Origin of the sequence: Actinokineospora fastidiosa (genome assembly GCF_014648415.1) — a bacterium.
GTDB lineage: Bacteria > Actinomycetota > Actinomycetes > Mycobacteriales > Pseudonocardiaceae > Actinokineospora > Actinokineospora fastidiosa.
Map to the genome: position 1 here is coordinate 676036 of NZ_BMRB01000002.1, position 17937 is coordinate 693972.

18 protein-coding genes are annotated in these 17937 nt (G+C 74.2%); 8 read left to right on the plus strand and 10 right to left on the minus strand.

Features of this window, described 5'->3' with window-relative positions:
- Nucleotides 1-395 precede the first annotated feature (395 nt).
- On the plus strand, nucleotides 396-2882 hold the full coding sequence (locus IEY98_RS12995; RefSeq protein WP_189210678.1) for an ATP-dependent Clp protease ATP-binding subunit: 2487 nt from the start codon (nucleotides 396-398) through the stop codon (nucleotides 2880-2882).
- On the opposite strand, the gene IEY98_RS13000 is transcribed toward IEY98_RS12995, so the two are convergent.
- From IEY98_RS13000 to IEY98_RS13010, 3 genes are read right to left on the minus strand one after another with little or no spacing between them, the layout of a single operon-like run.
- Nucleotides 2854-3858 (minus strand): flavin-containing monooxygenase, encoded by a 1005-nt coding sequence (locus tag IEY98_RS13000; protein ID WP_189210679.1) that lies wholly within the window; start codon nucleotides 3856-3858, stop codon nucleotides 2854-2856. The two genes, IEY98_RS12995 and IEY98_RS13000, sit on opposite strands and share 29 nt — an antisense overlap.
- A complete protein-coding gene (locus tag IEY98_RS13005) occupies nucleotides 3855-5027 on the minus strand; it encodes an MFS transporter (protein WP_189210680.1) in 1173 nt (390 codons plus the stop codon). Before IEY98_RS13005 ends, IEY98_RS13000 begins: the two co-directional genes overlap by 4 nt.
- A complete protein-coding gene (locus tag IEY98_RS13010; protein WP_189210681.1) occupies nucleotides 5027-6316 on the minus strand; it encodes an NAD(P)-binding domain-containing protein in 1290 nt (429 codons plus the stop codon). Before IEY98_RS13010 ends, IEY98_RS13005 begins: the two co-directional genes overlap by 1 nt.
- 98 nt (nucleotides 6317-6414) lie before the next feature.
- On the opposite strand from IEY98_RS13010, the gene IEY98_RS13015 reads away from it, so the two are divergent.
- The 3 genes from IEY98_RS13015 to IEY98_RS13025 all read left to right on the plus strand — a co-directional run bounded on the left by IEY98_RS13015 (nucleotide 6415) and on the right by IEY98_RS13025 (nucleotide 8522).
- Nucleotides 6415-7254 (plus strand): helix-turn-helix domain-containing GNAT family N-acetyltransferase, encoded by an 840-nt coding sequence (locus IEY98_RS13015; RefSeq protein ID WP_229786873.1) that lies wholly within the window; start codon nucleotides 6415-6417, stop codon nucleotides 7252-7254.
- Nucleotides 7251-8189, plus strand: coding sequence for an endonuclease/exonuclease/phosphatase family protein (locus tag IEY98_RS13020; protein ID WP_189210683.1), 939 nt, complete (start codon nucleotides 7251-7253; stop codon nucleotides 8187-8189). The genes IEY98_RS13015 and IEY98_RS13020 overlap by 4 nt, the downstream gene beginning before the upstream one ends.
- A gap of 75 nt (nucleotides 8190-8264) precedes the next feature.
- Nucleotides 8265-8522, plus strand: coding sequence for an amphi-Trp domain-containing protein (locus tag IEY98_RS13025; protein ID WP_189210684.1), 258 nt, complete (start codon nucleotides 8265-8267; stop codon nucleotides 8520-8522).
- A gap of 53 nt (nucleotides 8523-8575) precedes the next feature.
- Here the strand turns inward: IEY98_RS13025 and IEY98_RS13030 are convergent, their stop codons facing one another.
- Nucleotides 8576-9349 carry an alpha/beta fold hydrolase gene (locus tag IEY98_RS13030; RefSeq protein WP_189210685.1) on the minus strand — a complete coding sequence of 258 codons (774 nt, stop codon included), beginning with the start codon at nucleotides 9347-9349 and terminating at the stop codon, nucleotides 8576-8578.
- A gap of 97 nt (nucleotides 9350-9446) precedes the next feature.
- Between IEY98_RS13030 and IEY98_RS13035 the strand changes: the two genes are divergently transcribed.
- Nucleotides 9447-12632, plus strand: a complete 3186-nt coding sequence (locus tag IEY98_RS13035) for an AfsR/SARP family transcriptional regulator (protein WP_189210686.1) — start codon at nucleotides 9447-9449, stop codon at nucleotides 12630-12632.
- On the opposite strand, the gene IEY98_RS13040 is transcribed toward IEY98_RS13035, so the two are convergent.
- Together IEY98_RS13040 and IEY98_RS13045 are read right to left on the minus strand one after the other, a co-directional pair.
- Entirely contained in the window at nucleotides 12605-13168 is a 564-nt protein-coding gene (locus tag IEY98_RS13040; protein WP_189210687.1) for a dihydrofolate reductase family protein, read from the minus strand. The genes IEY98_RS13035 and IEY98_RS13040 overlap by 28 nt on opposite strands.
- A 90-nt stretch (nucleotides 13169-13258) precedes the next feature.
- Nucleotides 13259-13972, minus strand: coding sequence for a methyltransferase domain-containing protein (locus tag IEY98_RS13045; protein WP_189210688.1), 714 nt, complete (start codon nucleotides 13970-13972; stop codon nucleotides 13259-13261).
- 115 nt (nucleotides 13973-14087) lie between these two features.
- On the opposite strand from IEY98_RS13045, the gene sugE reads away from it, so the two are divergent.
- Together sugE and IEY98_RS13055 are read left to right on the plus strand one after the other, a co-directional pair.
- Nucleotides 14088-14402 carry a quaternary ammonium compound efflux SMR transporter SugE gene (gene sugE / locus IEY98_RS13050; RefSeq protein WP_189210689.1) on the plus strand — a complete coding sequence of 105 codons (315 nt, stop codon included), beginning with the start codon at nucleotides 14088-14090 and terminating at the stop codon, nucleotides 14400-14402.
- A gap of 22 nt (nucleotides 14403-14424) precedes the next feature.
- Complete coding sequence (locus tag IEY98_RS13055) at nucleotides 14425-14874, plus strand: PaaI family thioesterase (protein ID WP_189210690.1); 450 nt, start codon at nucleotides 14425-14427, stop codon at nucleotides 14872-14874.
- Here IEY98_RS13055 and IEY98_RS33285 read toward each other — a convergent pair whose 3' ends face one another.
- Both IEY98_RS33285 and IEY98_RS13065 read right to left on the minus strand, forming a co-directional pair.
- The gene (locus IEY98_RS33285; protein WP_189210691.1) at nucleotides 14875-15516 is read right to left on the minus strand and encodes a YbhB/YbcL family Raf kinase inhibitor-like protein; all 642 of its coding nucleotides are present in this window, start codon (nucleotides 15514-15516) and stop codon (nucleotides 14875-14877) included.
- A gap of 11 nt (nucleotides 15517-15527) precedes the next feature.
- On the minus strand, nucleotides 15528-15731 hold the full coding sequence (locus IEY98_RS13065) for a DUF2795 domain-containing protein (RefSeq protein WP_189210692.1): 204 nt from the start codon (nucleotides 15729-15731) through the stop codon (nucleotides 15528-15530).
- Between the two features lie 117 nt (nucleotides 15732-15848).
- Between IEY98_RS13065 and IEY98_RS13070 the strand changes: the two genes are divergently transcribed.
- Nucleotides 15849-16703 (plus strand): alpha/beta fold hydrolase, encoded by an 855-nt coding sequence (locus IEY98_RS13070; protein ID WP_189210693.1) that lies wholly within the window; start codon nucleotides 15849-15851, stop codon nucleotides 16701-16703.
- On the opposite strand, the gene IEY98_RS13075 is transcribed toward IEY98_RS13070, so the two are convergent.
- On the minus strand, nucleotides 16700-17023 hold the full coding sequence (locus IEY98_RS13075; protein ID WP_189210694.1) for a putative quinol monooxygenase: 324 nt from the start codon (nucleotides 17021-17023) through the stop codon (nucleotides 16700-16702). The genes IEY98_RS13070 and IEY98_RS13075 overlap by 4 nt on opposite strands.
- Nucleotides 17020-17913, minus strand: a complete 894-nt coding sequence (locus tag IEY98_RS13080; RefSeq protein ID WP_189210695.1) for an NAD-dependent protein deacetylase — start codon at nucleotides 17911-17913, stop codon at nucleotides 17020-17022. Before IEY98_RS13080 ends, IEY98_RS13075 begins: the two co-directional genes overlap by 4 nt.
- Nucleotides 17914-17937 lie beyond the last annotated feature (24 nt).

The following is a 17937-nucleotide window of genomic DNA, read 5'->3' on the forward strand; positions in this document are numbered from 1 at the left end:
CCGATGGGGTGGACTCGCATTCGTGGGGAGCGAGACGGTGCTACCCTCGCTCGGCGCGGAACGGCTTCGCCGCTCCGCCCTTCTTTCCGCGCCGCGCCGTCTCGCTTAGGGGCCCCGCGAATGCGAGTTCACCCCATCGGACACCCACAAAGCAACTCGCGAAACACCCCACCCCCCGCCACCCGGCAACGCCACTCCCCGCCCACCGCCCGGCCCCGCCAAGCGCGCCACCCACGGCCCTACAGCGCCAGCAACCTCACACCCAGCAAACAGCACCCGCAGCCCAGCAACGAAGCACACACCACCCCGCAGACACACAAGCACCCCGATCGCGGCAACAGGTTTGTGAGTACCCGCCGCAGGTAAGCCCTACCCGACCCCTTCAGGGAGGACCGATGACGGGTGTGTTCGGGCCAGGTGGTCCTGGGCGGAGCTTCGACGAGTTCCTGGCGCAGTTCTTCGGGGCGGGCGGCGGCCGCGGGTCGTATTCGGTGGACATCACCCGGTTGATGAGTGATCAGGCGCGTGACCTCGTCTCCGACGCGGTCAACCAGACCGCGGGGTGGGGGCGCACGGACCTCGACACCGAGCAGTTGCTCTGGGCCGCCACCCGGCAGCAGGCCACCCGGGTGCTGATCGAGCGCGCGGGCGCCGACCCCGACGAGCTTGCCAGCCGGATCGAGGAGCGGTCGCAGGTGGGTGAGCCGCGGCAGGGTCCCGTGCGGCTCACGCCCGCGGCCAAGCGGGCGTTGTTGGACGCGCACCAGATCTCCCGCGGCCTCGGCTCGTCCTACATCGGCCCTGAGCACCTGCTGCTCGCGCTGGCCACCAACCCGGAGTCGGGCGCGGGCAAGATGCTCTCCGACCAGCGCGTCGCCCCGGAGACGCTGGCCGGGCGGGGGCGCGAGGAGCGGAGCAGGCCGGAGCAGGCCACCACGCTGGAGCAGTTCGGCCGGGACCTGACCGCGATGGCCCGCGAGGGCGGGCTCGACCCGGTGATCGGCCGCGACGAGGAGATCGAGCAGACCGTCGAGGTGCTTTCCCGCCGCACGAAGAACAACCCCGTGCTCATCGGCGAGGCGGGTGTGGGCAAGACCGCGGTCGTGGAGGGGCTGGCCCAGCGCATCGCCGAGGGCGACGTGCCCGACACGCTGGCCCGCCGCCGGGTCGTGCAGCTCGACCTGGCCGCCATGGTGGCGGGCACCCGCTACCGCGGCGACTTCGAGGAGCGGATGACCAACCTGCTGGCCGAGATCAGGGCCAAGCGCGACGAGCTGATCGTCTTCATCGACGAGCTGCACACCATGGTCGGCGCGGGCGCGGCGGAGGGCGCGATGGGCGCGGGCAACATGCTCAAGCCCGCGCTGTCCCGCGGCGAGCTGCACATCGTCGGCGCGACGACGCTGGACGAGTACCGCCGCGACATCGAGTCCGACCCGGCCCTGGAGCGCCGGTTCCAGCCCATCCTGGTGCCCGAGCCGAGCGTCGAGGACACCGTCGCGATCCTGCACGGCCTGCGCGACCGCTACGAGGCCCACCACCAGGTCCGGTTCACCGACGAGGCGCTGGACGCCGCCGCGACGCTGTCCGACCGGTACGTCACCGACCGGTTCCTGCCGGACAAGGCCATCGACCTGCTCGACCAGGCGGGCGCGCGGGTCCGGCTGCGCTCCGGCCGGGGCCCGGCCAAGGTGCGCGACCTGCAGGCGCAGCTGGACCAGGTCACCCGCGACCGCGACCAGGCCGTCAGCGAGGAGGACTACGAGCGCGCCGCGCGGCTGCGCGACACCATCGCCGCGCTGCGCGCCGACATCGAGGCCACCCGCTCCGGCGGCCGCCCGACCGACGTGCCCGAGGTGGTCACCGAGGACATCGCGCAGGTCGTGTCCCGGCTGACCGGCATCCCGGTCAGCCAGCTCACCCAGGCCGAGCGCGAGCGGCTGCTGAAGCTGGAGGAGCACCTGCACGGCCGGGTCGTCGGGCAGGACGAGGCGGTGCAGGCCGTGGCCGAGGCGGTGCGCCGCTCGCGCACGGGGCTGGCCGAGCCCGACCGGCCAGCGGGCAGCTTCCTGTTCCTCGGCCCGACCGGCGTCGGGAAGACCGAGCTGGCGCGCACGCTGGCCGAGGCACTCTTCGGCGACGAGACCCACATGATCCGCCTCGACATGAGCGAGTACGGCGAGCGGCACACGGTCAGCAGGCTGGTCGGCGCCCCGCCCGGCTACGTGGGCTACGAGGAGGCCGGGCAGCTGACCGAGGCGGTCCGCCGCCGCCCCTACTCGGTGGTCCTGCTCGACGAGATCGAGAAGGCCCACCCCGAGGTGTTCAACGTCCTCCTGCAGGTCCTCGACGACGGCAGGCTCACCGACGGCCGCGGCCGCACGGTCAACTTCACCAACACGGTGCTGATCATGACCAGCAACCTGGGCTCGGAGCTGATCACGGCGAGCACCCAGGGCGCGCTCGGCTTCGCCCCCGCGACCGAGCGCGACACCGACCAGCCGCTGCGGGAGCGCATCATGCGGCGGCTGCGGGAGAGCTTCCGGCCGGAGTTCCTCAACCGCATCGACGAGATCATCGTCTTCCGCAGGCTGGAGGAGGACCAGCTGCACCGCATCACCGAGCTCATGCTGGAGCAGACCAGGCGCCGCGCCCACGCCCAGGACATCCGGCTGGAGATCAGCCCGGACGCGGTCGCCTGGCTGGCCAGGCGGGGTCACCAGCCCGAGTTCGGCGCCCGGCCGCTGCGCCGCACCATCCAGCGCGAGGTCGACAACCGGCTCTCCCGGATGCTGCTCGACGGCACGCTCAGCCCGGGCGCGCACGTGCGTGTCGATGTCGCCGACGACAATCTCACCGTGACGAGCCTGCAGTCCGCCTGAGCAGCCGCTTGACGACATACCGCGCGTCGCGCCCGACACCGCGCAGCGTCGCCGACGCGAGGCTGCGCTGCCATTCCATGCCGACGAACCCGAGTCCGGGATGGACGGACAGGCCGCGGCGCGGCTGCCCGGGGTCGGCCAGGTAGGGCAGGTCGGGCCGGTAGCCGGTGGCGAGGATGACGGTGTCCACGTGCTCGCTCGTGCCGTCCGGCCAGGTCAGGCGCGTGCCGTCGGCGGCGGTGTGCAGCGGTCTGCGGTCGGTGACGGCGCGCTGGTAGCGCCCGTCGTCGAGAACCGGTGACGACGGCGGGTCGCGCAGCAGCGGCCCGATCGGGAGGGCGTCCACCCCGGACCGCGTGGACCAGAAGTGGACGTCCCGCCCGAGCGGGCGCTGCGGGACGAACCGCACCGGCGTCCGCGAGGCCAGCGTGACGCGCGCGTGCGGGGCGAGGTCGGCGGCGATCTGGACCGCCGAGTTGCCCGCTCCGATCACGACCACCCGCTGTCCCGCGAACGGACTCGGTTCGCGGTAGTCCGACGAGTGCAGGACCGTGCCGGTGAACCCGGGCAACGGTGGCCGGTGCGGCCGCCCGAAGTAGCCCGAGGCGCAGACGACGATCCGGGCCCGCAGCGCGGAGTCGTCGGTCGCCACCTCCCACCCGTCGCCGTCGCGCCGGACCGACCGGACCCGGTGGCCGACCCGGATGTCGGCGTCGAGGTTCTTGGCGTAGCGGCGCAGGTAGTCGACCACGTCGTCGCGCCCCGGGTAGCGGTCCAGGTCGCCGGGGAACGGCAGGCCCGGCAGCGCGCTGTACCGGGCCGGGGAGAACAGGGTCAGGCTGTCGTAATAGGACGGCCAGGAGCCGACCGGCTCCGGGCCCGCCTCCAGCACGACGGGCACGACGCCCGCCGTGCGCAGGGCGTGCGCGGTGGCGAGCCCGGCCTGGCCCGCGCCGATGACCAGTGCGTCGATCATGGTTTCTCCTTCGGGTGACTGGCCAGGGAGGTGACGGCGGCGACCACGGCGAGGCAGGCCAGCACGAGGAACGCGGCCGGGTAGCCGCCCAGCAGGACGGCCAGGGCGGCGCCCGCGAACGGGGCGAGCGCGCCCGCGGCGGTCGCCGGGGCGGACAGCAGGCCGGTGAGCCTGCCGTAGTGGGCGGTTCCCCACCTGTCGCTCACCGCCGTCGCGTGGAGCAGGGTGAACACGCCCCGCGCGAGGCCTGCGGCGACGGCCGCGACGATCAGCACGGCGATGCCGGTGGCGACCGCGAGGGCAGCGGTGGTCGCGGCCATGGCGAGCAGGACCACCGCCGTGCGGGTCCGCACGCCCGCGCGGCGGGCGAGCGCCGGGTAGCCGAGCCTGCCCGCGACCTGGCCCGCGCCGCCGAGGCCGAGGGCGACGGCCGCGGTCGCGGTGTCCGCGCCGCGGGCGATCAGCAGCGGGACCAGGTTGACCACGACCGCCGACGCGACGAACCCGGCCAGGCACACCGCGGCGGCCAGCGCCACGAACGGCAGGCCGACCGCGGGCGCCGCCGCGGGCCGGGTCCCGCCGGGCCGGTCGGGCCAGGGCGGCCGGAGCCCGAACCAGTGCCCGGGGACGGTCACCGCGGCCAGGATCGCCGCCAGCGCCAGGTACGCCCCGCGCCAGTCCAGCCACTCGGCCAGCGCGGCGGTCAGCGGCGCGAACACCGTGCTGGCCAGGCCCGCGGCCAGGGTGAGCACGGTCAGCGCCCGGACCCGGTCGGGGCCGTGCCAGCGGGTCAGCGCGGCGAAGGCGGGCGGGTAGAGGGTGGCGCCCATGGCAGCGCCCGCGAGCAGCCAGCCCGCGGTGAACCAGCCGGGGTCCGGCGCGGCGGCCACGATCACGACCGCGAGCACCCCCAGCGCCGAGCCCGCGGTCATCACCGCCCGGGGGCCGTGCCGGTCGAGCACGCGGCCGACCGGGATCCCCACCCCGGCGGCGACCAGCTGGCCCGCGGAGAAGGCAGCGGTGAGCACGGTCGCCGACCACCCGGTCGTCGCCGTGATCCGGGACGCCAGCACCGGGAAGGCGTAGAACAGCACGCCCCAGCTGGTGATCTCGGTGACGCACAGGGTGATCAGCACGCACCTCGGGCCCGCCGACCGGGCCCGGGCCATCAGGGCGCGGTCAGGGACAGCGGCTGCGGACCGGCCGGGGCGCCGCAGCAGCCGCTCGTCTGCTCCTCGGCGACGTCGAACAGGCCCGCTCCCCCGCACACGCCGGTCTCCGGCAGGACCAGCTCGACGCGCTCGGCGGCGGCGTGGTCGCCCGCGATGGCGGCGGCGATCGAGCGGACCTGCTCGTAGCCGGTCAGCGCCAGGAACGTGGGCGCGCGGCCGTAGCTCTTCATGCCCGCCAGGTAGAAGCCCGGCTCGGGGTGGGACAGCTCCTTGACGCCGTGCGGGTACACCGTGCCGCAGGAGTGGACGTTCGGGTCGATCAGCGGGGCGAGGGCCACCGGCGCCTGGAGGGTGGCGTCGAGGTCCAGCCGCACCTCGGACAGCCAGGACAGGTCCGGGCGGAACCCGGTGAGCACGACGACCTCGTCCACGTCCGCGACGCGCGCGCCCTCGTCTGACACCAGGGTGAGCCCCGGTTCGACGGCGTGGGTGCGGAACCCGGTGACGACGGTGACCTGACCGGCCTCTACGGCGGCCCGAGCCCGCTTGCCCAGCGCGCCGCGGGCGGGGAGCTGGTCGGCGTCGCCGCCGCCGAACACCGCGCCGACCGCGCCGCGGCGCAGCAGCCAGGTGATGCGGGTGTCGGGCAGCGACGTGAGCGCGACCAGCGCCGTCAGCGCGGAGTGCCCGCTGCCCGCGACGACGACGTGCTTGCCCCGGTACCGGTCCGCCTCGGCGGACAGGTCCGGGACGCGGTAGACGATCCGGTCGGCGTTGGCCGCCTCGCCGACGGCGGGCAGGCCGTCGCCGCCGAGCGGGTTCGGCGAGCCCCAGGTGCCGGAGGCGTCGACGACCGCGCGGGCGGTGATCCGCTCCTCCCCCGCCGCCGTGCGGACGTGCACGGTCAGCGGCTCGGTCTCGCGGCCCGCGTCGACCACCCGGTCCCGGCCGCGGCGGGCGACGCCGACGACCTCCGCGCCGAACCGCACGTGCGCGCCGAGCGCGTCGGCCAGCGGCAGCAGGTACCGCGCCGCCCACTCCGCGCCGGTCGGGTAGCCCTCCGGGTCCGGCGCGGTCCACCCGTGCCCGGCCAGCAGCTCGCGCGCGGCCGGGGCGACCAGCTCCGACCAGCGGGAGAACAGCCGCACGTGGTGCCACTGCGCCACCGCCGCCCCGGCCTGGCCGCCGCGCTCCAGCACGAGCGGGGTCAGGCCGCGGGCGAGCAGTTCGGCAGCGGCGGCCAGCCCCGACGGCCCGGCTCCGACGACCACCACAGGCAGGTCCATGTCCAGCAACTCCTTCATCGACCGACTTCGATTGATTGAGACCATATCGACGGCCGTCGATGGATGCAACCATCGTTTCCGGTCGATATAGTGGCCGCATGCCGATCGAGTTGCCGCAGGCCCAGGTGCTGCCCACGGGCGAGGCGGCCACGTACGCGGAGTGGTTCGCCTGTCTCGCCGAACCGGTGCGGGTGCGCCTGCTGCACGCGGTCGCCACCAGCCGCGCCGGGATCACGGTCGGGGCGCTCACCCGGGTGCTGGGGACCAGCCAGTCCACCACGTCGCACCACGTGCGCAAGCTGGCCGAGGTCGGGTTCGTGCGGCTGCGCAAGGAGGGCACGGCCACGATCGTCACCGTCAACGAGGCCTGCTGCGCCGGGCTGCCGCACGCCGCGGACGCGGTGATGGGCCTGCTCGCGCCCCGGCCGTGCTGCCCCGACGACCTCCCGCCGGACGTCACGGTCCGCGCGCTGGCCGAGGACGACTGGGCGGACGTGCGGCGCATCTACGCCGAGGGCATCGCCACCGGGCTGGCCACCTTCGAGACGGCGGTGCCCAGCCGGGCCAGCCTGGACGCCAAGTGGCTGCCCGGGCACCGCTGGGTCGCCGAGGTCGACGGCGCGGTCGTCGGCTGGACGGCCGCCACGCCGGTCTCCGCCCGCGAGTGCTACTCCGGGGTCGCGGAGACGTCGGTCTACGTCGCCGACGGCCAGCGCGGCAGGGGGGTCGGCCGGGCGCTGCTGCACAAGCAGGTCACCGCAGCCGACGCGGACGGGCTGTGGACGCTGCAGACGTCGATCTTCACCGAGAACCGCGCCAGCATCGCCCTGCACCACGACGCCGGGTACCGCACCGTCGGCATCCGCGAGCGCATCGCCCAGCTCGACGGCGTCTGGCACGACACCGTCCTGCTCGAACGCCGCTCGGCGGTCCGGTGAGGATCGGCACCTTCAACGTCCTCAACCTGGCCCGGCCCGGTGAGGAGTGCTACCCGAACGAGCCGGTCTACACGGCGGCGGAATACGCGGACAAGTGCGCGTGGATCGGCGGGCAGCTGCGCCGGATGGCCGCGGACGTGGTCGGGTTCCAGGAGGTCTTCCACGAGGACGCGCTGCGCGAGGCGGGCGCGGGCGTGTTCGAGCCGGGGTCGATCGTCGCGCCGGGCGCCGACGGGGTGAGCGGGCCCCGGGTCGGCCTGGCCACCCGGCTTCCGCTGGCCGGTCCGCCGGAGTCGATCACGGACTTCCCGCCGGGCCTGGACGTGCCGGTCGAGGGGCTGGCCCTGCCCCTGGGCTCGTTCAGCCGCCCGATCCTCCGCGCCCGCGTGCTGGTGGGCGCGATGACGGTGTCGGTGTACGTCGCGCACCTGAAGTCCAAGCGGCCCGTCCACGCCGACACAACCGACCCCAGCGACCCGCGCGAAGCGGCCCTGGGCAAGGCGCGGGCGCTCATCCGCCGCGCCGCCGAAGCGGCCGCCCTGCGCTTCCTGGTCCTCGACGACCTCGCGACCACCGCCCAGCCCGTGATCCTCCTCGGCGACCTCAACGACGGTCCCCGGGCCGTCACCACGGACATCATCCTGGGCGACCCCCGGGAGCCCCACGCGCTGTACTCCACGCACGACATCACCACCCGGATCACCGGGCAGGACGTCAGCTACTCGCACATCTACCGGGGCCACTACGAGAACCTCGACCACATCCTGGTGAGCGGCGACTTCCACGACCTCAACCCCGACCGCATCGGCGAGGTCACCCGCCTCCACCACTTCACCGACCACCTCACGGGCCTGGACGAGGACCGCGCCACCCGCGCCGTCTCCGACCACGCCCAACTGGTGGCGGAGATCAGGCTGCGTCCTCCCGGGAGCTGAGCGGACCCGGTTCCCGGCCGGGCGGGCGCTCCCGATTCAATGATCGACATCGCAGTCGAACCCCTGGGAGATCCCGTGACCGCAGCACCCCGTGACATCGAGCGCGTCTACTCCACGGCCGAGGTCGTCGCCAAGCTCCGCCGCCTCGCCGACGCGCTGGAGTCCGAGACCGCCTTCCGCATCCAGATCGCGGGGGAGCGCATCCGGGTGCCCGCCCGCGCCCAGTTCTCCATCGAGCACGAGCGGGGCGAGACCGAGGAGGAGATCGAGTTCCAGCTCAAGTGGACCCTCGACGACGACGCCGACGACGACGAGGCCGCCGAGGTCGTCTGACCGTTCACGCACGACGGCGGCCCGGAACCCTCCGGGCCGCCGTGGTCGTCGGGTCACCGGTCCAGGAACTCGTCCACCATCGGCGCGATCCACTCCGCGCGCTGGGTGATGCCCACGTGGGTCGTGCCGGGCAGGACGGCGAGCTGGGCGTCCGGCAGGCCCGCGACGTCGCCGAAGACACCGCCGCCGAACAGCCGGAACATCTCCACGGCGTGCTCGGGCCGGGCCAGGTCCGAGTCGCCGATGAGGACCATGGTCGGGGCGGCGATCCCGCGGACGGCCTCCTCCGACCAGCCGCGCCAGGACAGGTCGAACCCCTTCACCTTCTCCACCAGCGCCGGGAACGCCTGCGGGTCCGGCGCGAGGCGCAGGTACTCCTCCTCGAACGGGGTGCCCACCAGCATGTCCGGGGTCAGCTCGGCCATCCCCTCGAACAGCCCGGGGTGGCAGCCGTCGACGGTGTAGGTGACCGACGCGAGCACCAGCTTGCGCACCGCGTCCGGGTGCCGCATGGCCAGCTCCAGCGCGATCCCGCCACCCATGCTGTAGCCGAGCACGTCGGCGCGGTCGACGCCGATGTGGCGCAGCAGCGCGGCGACGTCGTCGGCCAGCTGCGGGTAGGTCAGCGGCCGGTCGACGTCGGCGGTGCGGCCGTGGCCCTGGAACTCCACGGCGATGACCTGGCGGTTCTTGGCGAGCAGCGGCAGCAGGGCGCCGAAGGACGTCTCGATGCCCGACAGCGCGCCGTGCAGCAGGACGACGGGGTCACCGGCGCCGTGGATCTCGTAGTACATCCGCAGACCGTTCACCGGGGCGTAGGCGTTCATCGTGGGGTTCCTTCCGTTCGTTCCGGACACCACGAACACTGCTCGGCCGCGCTTAAGGCCCGCTTACCGTCGGCTTCAGGTCGGTAAGTTGTGCGGCATGCGATTCGGCGTGCTGGGACCGTTGGCGGTCTGGACCAGCGCCGGGGAACCGGTGACGGTCCCCGGCCTGAAGGTCCGGGCGGTGCTGGCCGACCTGATCGTCCACGATGGCCGTCCGGTCTCCACCGACCGCCTGGTCGAGGACCTCTGGGGCGCCGACGTCCCGGCCAACCCGGCGGGCGCGCTGCAGGTGCGGGTGTCCCAGCTGCGCAAGGCCCTGTCCGACGCCGAGCCCGGCGGCCGGGACCTGATCGTCTCCCGCCCGCCCGGGTACCTGCTCGCCGCCGAGCCGGACGCTGTCGACGCCTGGCGCTTCGCCGCGCTGGCCGCCCGGGCCGAGCAGGCGCCCGACGCGCGGACCAGGGCCGGGCTGCTGGCCGACGCGCTCGCGCTGTGGCGCGGGAACGCCCTGGCCGACTTCGCCGACGACGAGTTCGCCAGGGCCGCGATCGCGCGGCTGGAGGAGCAGCGCCTCGCGGTCATCGAGCTGCACGCCGAGGCGCGGCTGGAACTCGGCGAGCACAGCCTCCTGGCGGGCGAGCTGGGCGACCTCGTTGCCCGCTATCCGCTGCGCGAGCGGCTTCGCGCCGTCCACATGCGCGCCCTCTACCAGGCGGGCAGGCAGAGCGAGGCCCTGGACAGCTTCGCCGACCTGCGCCGCAGGCTCGACGAGGAGATGGGCCTGGAGCCCGGCCCCGAGCTGGTCGCGCTCCAGCAGGCGATCCTGGAGCAGGACAGCGCCCTCGAACCCGAGCGCGCCACCCGCAGGCCGCGCACCAACCTCACCGCCCCGCTGACCGAGCTGATCGGCCGCGACGCGGCGGTGACGGAGGTGCGGGCGCTGCTGGGCGGCGCCCGGCTGGTGACGCTCACCGGACCGGGCGGCGTGGGCAAGACCCGGCTCGCGCTGGAGACGGCCGCGCGCCTGGTGGACGAGACCGCGGACGGCGTCTGGCTCGTCGAGCTGGCCCCGGTCGACGCCGACGCCGTCGCCGACGAGGTGCTGGCCGTGCTGGGCATCCGCGACAGCGACCCCGCCCCCGCCGCCGAGAAGCTGGCCGCCGCGCTGCACGCCCGGCACACCCTGCTCGTCCTGGACAACTGCGAGCACCTGGTCGAGTCGGCCGCCGCGCTGGCGGAGGGCCTGCTGCGCGCGGCCCCCGGCGTGCGCGTGCTGGCCACCAGCCGGGAGCCGCTGGGCGTGCCCGGCGAGGTCGTGTGGGACGTCCCGCCGCTGGACGTGCCCGGCCCCGGCGACGACGACCCGACCCGCTCCGGCGCGGTCCGGCTGTTCGCCGCCAGGGCGGCGGCCGCGGCCCGCGGGTTCGCCGTCGACGCGGGCAACCGCGACGCCGTGGCCCAGCTGTGCGCCCGGCTCGACGGCATCCCGCTGGCGCTGGAGCTGGCCGCGACCCGCGTCCGCACGCTCGGCGTGCACGGTCTCGTCGAGCGGCTGGACGACCGGTTCCGGCTGCTGACGGCGGGCGCGCGGGGCGCGCCCGCACGGCAGCGGACGCTCGCCGCGGTGATCGACTGGAGCTGGGAGCTGCTGAGCCCGGCCGAGCAGGCCGTGCTGCGCAGGCTCGCCGTGCACAACGGCGGCTGCACGGTCGAGGCGGCCGAGGCGACCTGCGCCGGGGACGACGTGTCCGCCGTCGAGGTGGTCGACCTGCTGACCCGGCTGGTGGACCGGTCGCTGGTGGTGCTGGCCGACCAGCAGGACGGCCCGCGGTTCCGGCTGCTGGAGACCGTCGCGGCCTACTGCGCCGACCGCCTGCGCGACGCGGGGGAGTTCGACGAGGTCCGCGCCCGCCACGCGGCGTACTACACCGACCTGGCCGTGCGCGCCGAGCCGTTCCTGCGCGGACCCGAGCAGTCCCGCTGGCTGCGCAGGCTGGACGCGGAGTCCGGCAACCTCCACGACGCGATCGCCCACGGCGCCGACACCCTGCGCCTGGTCAACGCGCTGACCTGGTACTGGTTCCTGCGCGGCAGGCTGCCCCAGGCCCGGCGCGCGCTGGCAGCGGCCATCGCCGGACCCGGACCGGACGACCAGCGCGCCCGCGCGGTCGCCTGGCACGCCGCCGTCGAGGTGATGCAGGGCGAGTCCGCGGGCTGGAGCACCCGCAGGCAGGCAGCGATCGACGCGGTCGACGCCATCACCGACGAGAGCGCGTCGGCGCGGGCCCGGTGGATCCTGGCCTACGCCGAGAACGGCCTGGTCGACACCGCGGGCACCGACCGGCTGCTCGCCGACGCGCTGGCCGTGTTCGAGCGGATCGGCGACCGCTGGGGCGTCGCCGCGGTGCTGACCACCCGGGCGACGATGGCCCACGCCCGGACCGACGTCGCCGCGCTGGAGGCCGACGCCGAGCGCGCCGCCGAGCTGTTCCAGGCCATCGGCGACCGCTGGGGCGTGCTCCAGGCGACCGAGTGGGTCGCCGCGCTGGCCGAGATGACCGGCGACCACGAGCGCGCGATCCGGCTGCACCGCGAGGGGCTGCGGATGGCCGAGGAGCTGGAGCTGTGGCCGGATGTGGCGGGCAGGCTCGGCTGGCTGGGCTGGCTGGCGCTCCAGCTGGGCGACCACGACCAGGCGCGGGAGCTGTGCGAGCAGGCGATGCGCCTGGCCGCCGAGCAGAACTCGCACGCGAACCTGGTCTTCGCCGAGCTGGGCCTGGGCTTCGCCGCGCGCCGGGCGGGCAAGCTGGACATCGCCGAGACCCACCTGCGCAACCTGGTGGAGACCGCCAAGCGCCAGGACGACGGCGCGCACCCGCCGTACCTGTCGATGGTCCTGGTCGACCTGGGCTTCGTCGCCGAGGCCCGGGGGGACGCCGAGGAGGCCATCGCGCTGCACCTGGAGGCCTTCGACGTCGCCGAGCGGATGGGCGACACCCGAGGCGACGCGTACGCCGCCGAGGGCCTGGCAGGGGCGTTGACGCTGGCCGGACGCCCGGTCGAGGCCGCACGGCTGCTCGGCGCCGCCGACGCCCGCCGCCGGTCCCTCGGGCTGCCGCAGCCGCCGGAGGAACGCGACGAGGTCAACCGCATCGGCGCCGCGGTGCGGGCCGCGCTGGGCGATGACCGGTTCGCCGCCGAGTTCGCCGTCGGCGGCGAGACCGGACTCGCCGAGCTGCGGGCCACGCTGGGCCCTCAGCCCTCGGCGGCCGCCGGGCGGTAGCACAGGATGATCACGCCGGAGCCCAGCCGGTGGGTCTCGGCCAGTTCGAGCGGGACCTTGTTGCCGTCGCGGAACAGCAGGCTCTCCGGGGTGCTGTGCCCGGCCAGGATCGGGTGCAGCCAGACCCGGATCTCGTCGAGCACGCCGTTGCGCAGCAGCTCGTGGGCGAGCGGGCCGTAGCCGTACATCAGGATGTCCTGGCCGGGCTGCTCCTTGAGCTTGGCGACCTCGGCGACGACGTCGCCGGTGATGACCGTGGTGTCGCCCCAGTCGGCCTTCTCCAGGGTGGACGAGACGACGTAGTGCGGGAGGGTGTTCATCCGGACGCCGAAGTCGCCGGTCTGCTCCTCCATGTTCGGCCAGCTCGCGGCGAAGCCCTCGTAGGTGCGGCGGCCCATCAGCAGCGCGTCGCTGGAGAACAGCTGGTTGCGGGCGAACTCGGCCGAGTCGTCGTCGAAGTACTGGAAGTGCCACTCCTCCATGTGGTCGACAACGCCGTCGAGCGACATGTTGAAGGATGCGATGATCTTCCTCATCGGGACCGACCTCCGTGGTGTGCCGTGGTGTGTTGTCACCACAGTGCCGGGCCCAACTTACGATCGGCTTCAGGTCGGCTTACGGCCGGTCTAGTCGAAGAACCGGGCGAGGTGCTCGCGGCTCGGCGCGGGCGCGTCGGCGTCCACCCGCATCAGGTCGGCGAAGACGCTCGCGCCGTCGCACCCGGCGTGCAGCGGGTGCCAGCGGCGGTCGGTGTCGGCCCGCTCGCAGATGCCCTTCATGGTCTGCACGTCGAGCAGGCGGACGTGGGTGGGGTCGGCGACGGCGTTGACGAAGCGCCACCACGGGGAGAGCACGTGCAGGATGCCGCCGGGCCGCAGGACGCGGTGGCACTCGTCGACCAGGGGCAGGAAGTCCACCAGGTGCTCCAGGATGTGCACCGCGAAGACCCGGTCGGCGCTGGCGTCCGGGAAGGGCAGGCCCGCCCGCAGGTCGGCGACCACGTCGACGCCGTCGGCCTGCCGCAGGTCGACGCCGATGTTGCCCGGGTACTGCTTCGTGCCGCCGCAGCCGATGTCGATGGCGACCGGCTCGCGCCCGGCGACGCGCACGCGGTCCCACACCGCGAAGACGCCGTCCAGCCGCCCGATGAGGTCGCGGGCGGTCCGCAGCCGTCCCGGGTCGTCGACCGCGCCCGCGAGGTGGGCGACGCCGCCGCGGAACTCGACGCGCAGGTCGAGGCCGCGCAGGCGCTCGTCGTGGGCGAACAACTCGCGGGCGGCGCCGTCGAGGTAGGCGTCGAGGTGCCGGGAGCGGCTTTCGGTGAGCGGGGCGAGGAGCACGGGGCGGTCCTTTCCGGGTCCGGGGGTGTCGATCTCGGGTACCCGGCGACCGGACCGGTGAACGTCGTCCGTCCGGTGGGCCGCGCGCGGCGGGCCCGCCTAGGCTCGGGGCACCATGAACTGGATCGTTCTCGTCGTCTCCGGGCTGTTCGAGACCGTCTGGGCCATCGCGCTGGGCAAGAGCGCGGGCTTCACACGGCTGGCGCCGTCGCTGGTGTTCGGCGTGGCGCTGCTGGTCAGCATGGCCGGGCTGGCGTACGCGATGCGCTCCATCCCGGTCGGCACGGCGTACGCGGTGTGGGTCGGCATCGGGGCGGTCGGCACGGCCGTGTTCGGCATGCTCTCCCTCGGCGAACCGGCGACCACGGTCCGCGTCCTGTGCCTGGTGCTGATCGTCGCGGGGGTCGTGGGGCTCAAGGTGACCCACTGACCGGGTCGAATAGGGTGCGCCGGTGATCAGCATCCAGGAACGCCTGTACCCGTCCCTGCCGTGCTTCGGCTGCGGCCACGGCAACCCCAAGGGCCTGCGCCTGCGCAGCTACCAGGGCGCGGACGGCACGGTCACGGCCACCTTCACCCCCTGGGCCGAGCACGACAACGGCCTCGGCTTCCTCAACGGCGGCATCATCTGCACGGTCCTGGACTGCCACAGCGCCGCGGCGATGATGGTCGAGGCGGAGAAGCAGGGCTGGGCGGCGCTCGGCGGCGCCGCGCTGCCCTATGTCACCGCCGGACTGGACGTGCGCTACCTGCGGCCGTCCCCGCTGACCGAGTCCGTCGAGCTGCGGGCCGAGGTGAGCGCGGCCTCCGAGGCCGAGATCAGCGTCGACGTCGCGCTCTGGTGGGACGACAAGCCCCGCGCGCAGGCGAGCGCGCTGTGGAAGCGGTGGCGTCCGCGCTGATCAGCGGCCGAACAGGCCGACGAGCGTGCCGTGGGCCAGCACATGGCCGTCCACGGCGTTCCTGAGGTCGTCCGCGGTCGCGTCGGCGCCGAGGCGCAGCGGCGTGTCGACGGCGAACACCCGGAACAGGTACCGGTGCGGCTCGTCGCCGACCGGCGGCTCCGGCCCGCCCCAGCCCGTCTCGCCGAAGTCGTTGCGGCCGGGCGTTGCCTGGGCGGGGACGGCGTTCTCGTCGAGCGCGGTGACCTCGGCCGGGATGCCCGACACGACCCAGTGGTGGAAGGTCCCGCCGGGGGCGTCCGGGTCCTCGCACAGCAGGGCGATCTCCTCGGTGCCGGGCGGGACGGCGTCCCACTCCAGCGGCGGCGAGCTGTTGCCGCCCCGGTGCGAGCAGCGGTCGGGGATCATGGTGTGGCCGCTGAACGCGCTGCTGCGCAGCCGCAGGCCGCCGTCGGCCTCGACGCCGCCGCCTCCGCCCAGCGGGCCGCCCGCCCGTTCGCCCACCGGCCGCGGCGGGTGCTCGCGCTGCAGCAGCTCGTTGGCGGCGTCGTCGGCGTTCTGGTCGGGGACACCGTGGTCGTCGAGTTCCCCGCGCAGCCGGGTGCGCCTGATGTCGTAGCGGTGGCTTCCGGGATCGGGCATGTCGGCCTCCCTCACCGGTCGAGGTCGTCGGGCGCGGCGGCCCGGAAGACCTCGGTCAGGTTCGCGTAGTCGACCGGCGGGATGGCGCGCAACGCCTGGACCGCGGTGCTGTCGCCCCGCCGCACGGCGGCGTCGAGCAGGTCGTCCTTGGTCGCGGGGAAGTCGATCTGGTCGAGGCAGTCCCGCAGGTGGTCCCGGGTGGTCGAGGCAGCCATCGTCACTCCAGCCCTCTCTGGTGTGCGGTCACCTCGGGCGGTACCCGAGGGACCAGACGGGGAAACCACCCGCGCGGTGGGTGGGGAAACCACCCGCGCGGTGGGTACAGAGGGGGTGTGTTCGAGGGATTCCGACTCACCGAGATCGAGGTCGGCGCGGTGCGCCTGCGGGTGCGGCACGGGGGCCGGGGGTCGCCGGTCCTGCTGCTGCACGGCCACCCGCGCACCCACGCGACCTGGCACCGGGTCGCGCCGCTGCTGGCGCGTGACCACACGGTCGTCTGCCCGGACCTGCGCGGTTACGGTCGCTCGACCACGCCCGCCCCGATCCCGGAGAACCACACGAAACGGGCGATGGCGGGCGACTGCCTGGTGCTGATGCGGTCCCTGGGCCATGACCGCTTCGCCGTCTTCGGCCACGACCGCGGCAGCTACGTGGCGCTGCGGCTCGCCCTCGACCACCCGGACGCCGTCGACCGGCTGGTCCTCGGGGACTGCCTGCCCATCAGCGAACACCTCGACCGCTGCACCGACGAGTTCGCCCGGCGCTGGTGGCACTGGTTCTTCTTCGCCCAGCCGGACAAGCCGGAGCGGGCGATCCTCGCCGACCCGGCCGCCTGGTACGGCGGGGACCCGGAGCGGATGGGCGCCGAGGCGTGGCGGGACTACCAGGAGGCCATCCACGACCCCGGGACCGTGCGCGCGATGCTGGCCGACTACCGCGCGGGGCTCGGCCCGGACCGCGAGCACGAGCGGGCCGACCGCGCGGCGGGCAGGCGCGTGGCCTGCCCGCTGCTGCTGCTCGACTCCCGGCACGACGACCTGCGCGAGCTCTACCCGGACCTCGACGACATCTGGCGCGGCTGGGCCACGGACCTGCGCACCGCCACCATCGACAGCGGCCACCACATGGCCGAGGAGGCGCCCGAGCAGGTGGCCGCCGAGGTCCTCGCGTTCCTGGGCGGCCGCTAGTCGACGGTGATCTCGCCCATCTTGGACCAGCCGGTGGCGCCCTCGATGGTCGTGCTCACGATGTCGGGGGTGCGGGCGACCAGCTCGCGCATGACCGCCAGGCCCTCGGCGAAGTGCGCGGAGTTCACGTGCGCCTCCCCCGCCCCGTCCTCGAACGCCTCGACCAGCACGAACGTGTTGGGGTCCTCCACGCTGCGGGACCACTCGAACCAGAGGTTGCCCGGTTCGGCGCGGGTGGCCTCGGTGAACGGGCGCACCTTGTCCAGCCAGCTGTCGACGTGCTCGGGCTTGACCGGGAACTTGACCACGATGAAGATCATTCACTGCTCCTGGGAAGGGTGCCGAGGATCGCCGTGACGTCCGCGAGGGCCGTGCCGAGGGGCAGGTCGACGCGGACGGCGGCATAGCCGTCACCGCGGGTCTCCCCGCGGGTCACGATCAGGACGGGCTTGCCCGCGTTGGCCGCGTGCCGGACGAAGCGCAGCCCGGACATGACGGTCAGCGACGAGCCCAGCACCAGCAGGGCGCGCGCCTCGTCCACCAGCCGGTAGCACTGCTCGACGCGCGGGACCGGCACGTTCTCGCCGAAGAACACCACGTCCGGCTTGAGCACCGACCCGCAGTCGGCGCAGTCGACGAGCTGGAACCCGCGCACCACGTCATCGGGCAGGTCGACGTCGCCGTCGGGGTTGATGTCGTCGCTCACGGCGGCGAACCCGGGGTTGGCCGCCCGCAGCCGGGCGTCCAACTCCTCGCGGGGGCTGAGCCTGCGGCAGCCCAGGCAGACCACCCGGTCGAGCCCGCCGTGCAGTTCGACCACGTCCGGGACGCCCGCAGCCTGGTGGAGCCCGTCCACGTTCTGCGTGATGACGCCCGACAGGTATCCGCCCGCGCGCAGCGCGGCGACGGCGTGGTGCCCGGAGTTCGGCCGGGCCCTGGCGATGGCGCGCCAGCCGACGTGGCTGCGCGCCCAGTACCGCCGCCTGCCCTCGACGCTGCCCACGAACTCCTGGTAGGTCATCGGCGTGTGCTTCCGCAGGCTGCCGGACGGGCCGCGGTAGTCCGGGATGCCCGACTCGGTGGACAGCCCCGCCCCGCTCAGCACCACCACGTCGCGGTCGGCCAGCACGCGTACGACCTCGTCCACGCTGGTGGTGCGCGGTAGGGGCGCACCGGTCGCGGTCCAGCTCAGCGTGGGCCGTGTGCGCATGCTGCCAGCTTACGGACGGTGCGT